This is a genomic window from Mesorhizobium sp. M7A.F.Ca.CA.002.04.1.1, from assembly GCF_004022805.1.
In the GTDB taxonomy this organism is placed as follows: Bacteria; Pseudomonadota; Alphaproteobacteria; order Rhizobiales; family Rhizobiaceae; genus Mesorhizobium; species Mesorhizobium ciceri.
Map to the genome: position 1 here is coordinate 1 of NZ_RZPL01001038.1, position 1,382 is coordinate 1,382.

Sequence of the window (1,382 nt, forward strand, 5' to 3'; positions counted from 1 at the left end):
AAGATGCTCTTTCAGGGAATTGAATTCCCAGTCATCTAAATTCCCATCACCGGTTCTTCTAAGAGATTGTTCCTCCGAAATTCTCCCCGACACTTTAGTGATTTTCATAGCAGTTTTTATAATTTCATCTTCGCTTTTAGCCGTATGAAGGGCAAGGACGGTCACGAGATTCAGCATTTCGCTATGTCTAAACAAAATTGAACGTCTAGGAATTTCTCTTGTTTCTTGAACTCTCTCCATCTCTTTCACTGTTTCCTTGGAAACCAGTTCTTCGTCCTCGCTGGATACGAAGGCTAAAAAGCGCGATGGCGAATATGCGTAGAACAACTGGCCAGTCGCTTCGAAAAACTCGTGCCTGAGTTCAGGCCTTGGTCCCAGGGTCTTGCCATCATGTCGTGCCCACCAGTCTTCTTTGTTATCGTCAGTGACAAAAAGGACCGGAAGCTGAGCCGACTTTGCCTTGTCCTTCATTTCAGCCCAAATCAGATAATCGCCCGGACGGCCTTTGTCTTTATAACCGGGGGGGATTTTCGCATCGAAACGTCGCAGCGCTTCTTTCCGTCGCTGTTCGATGTCGACTGGTTGCTTCCCTACCTTTCCATCGAAGATGTCAGTAACGTCCTTGAAAACCGATAGAGCTTCAGGAAGCTGCTTTACGGCAGTTTCAACTTCAAGGGTCAGGCGCTCGAAGAACTTGCCGATCTCGTCCATAGAGGATCCTTGGGGCCAAGGATCGAATCTGGAGAACGCGCCAATTGCCCCTTCGACCTCATTGCGTTTCTTTAGCAGCTCATCTTTTAGCTTCTGATATGCCGCTCTATTGGTCGAATCAGCATCGCGCCCGTCTGCCTGGAACTCTGCACCGGCCTGATGAGGCAACCACAGTCTATCCCCAAATGACCTAAATGCAGCAAGGACTTCCGCCCGTCTAGCGGGCATAAATCTGAATAGGTGTAATAAGACATTTGTATCCGGGACCAGAAGTCCCGTCTTCCAGATCTTGTCTAATTCCTTTTTGGTGGGCTCGTAAAACCCATGAAAAATCTTCCGCATCCAACCCCCCGGAGTCGAAGCCATTACAACATCGCTGTGAACATTGAAGCAAGCGAGACTTGTAGAGAAATGCCTTTCGAAACCTTTTCTTACCGTGTGAACGGCTCGCTATTGTCGAATGGTAGCGTATAGCGGAATCCTGAATGGTTGCGGTCCCACGTGCCCTAGAATGTCAGAATGCTCCGATGGTGCGGGGAAGTAGGAGGTGGCGATCACAGCCGCTATCATCTGCGCAATAGCCTACTAGGCTAGCATCGCCGCCGAATAGCTGGTGATAAATGCGGCCGGGAGGCGCGAGCCAGTCAAGCGGTTTCAGGCCTTGCCAAATC

At 49.6% G+C, this 1,382-nt stretch carries 1 protein-coding gene; it reads right to left on the bottom strand.

What is annotated here, in order from left to right; all coding sequences use genetic code 11:
• The coding region (locus tag ENZ75_RS31860) for a PIN-like domain-containing protein (protein ID WP_348630648.1) at positions 1–1,077 on the bottom strand (1,077 nt) is incomplete at its 3' end.
• Positions 1,078–1,382 lie beyond the last annotated feature (305 nt).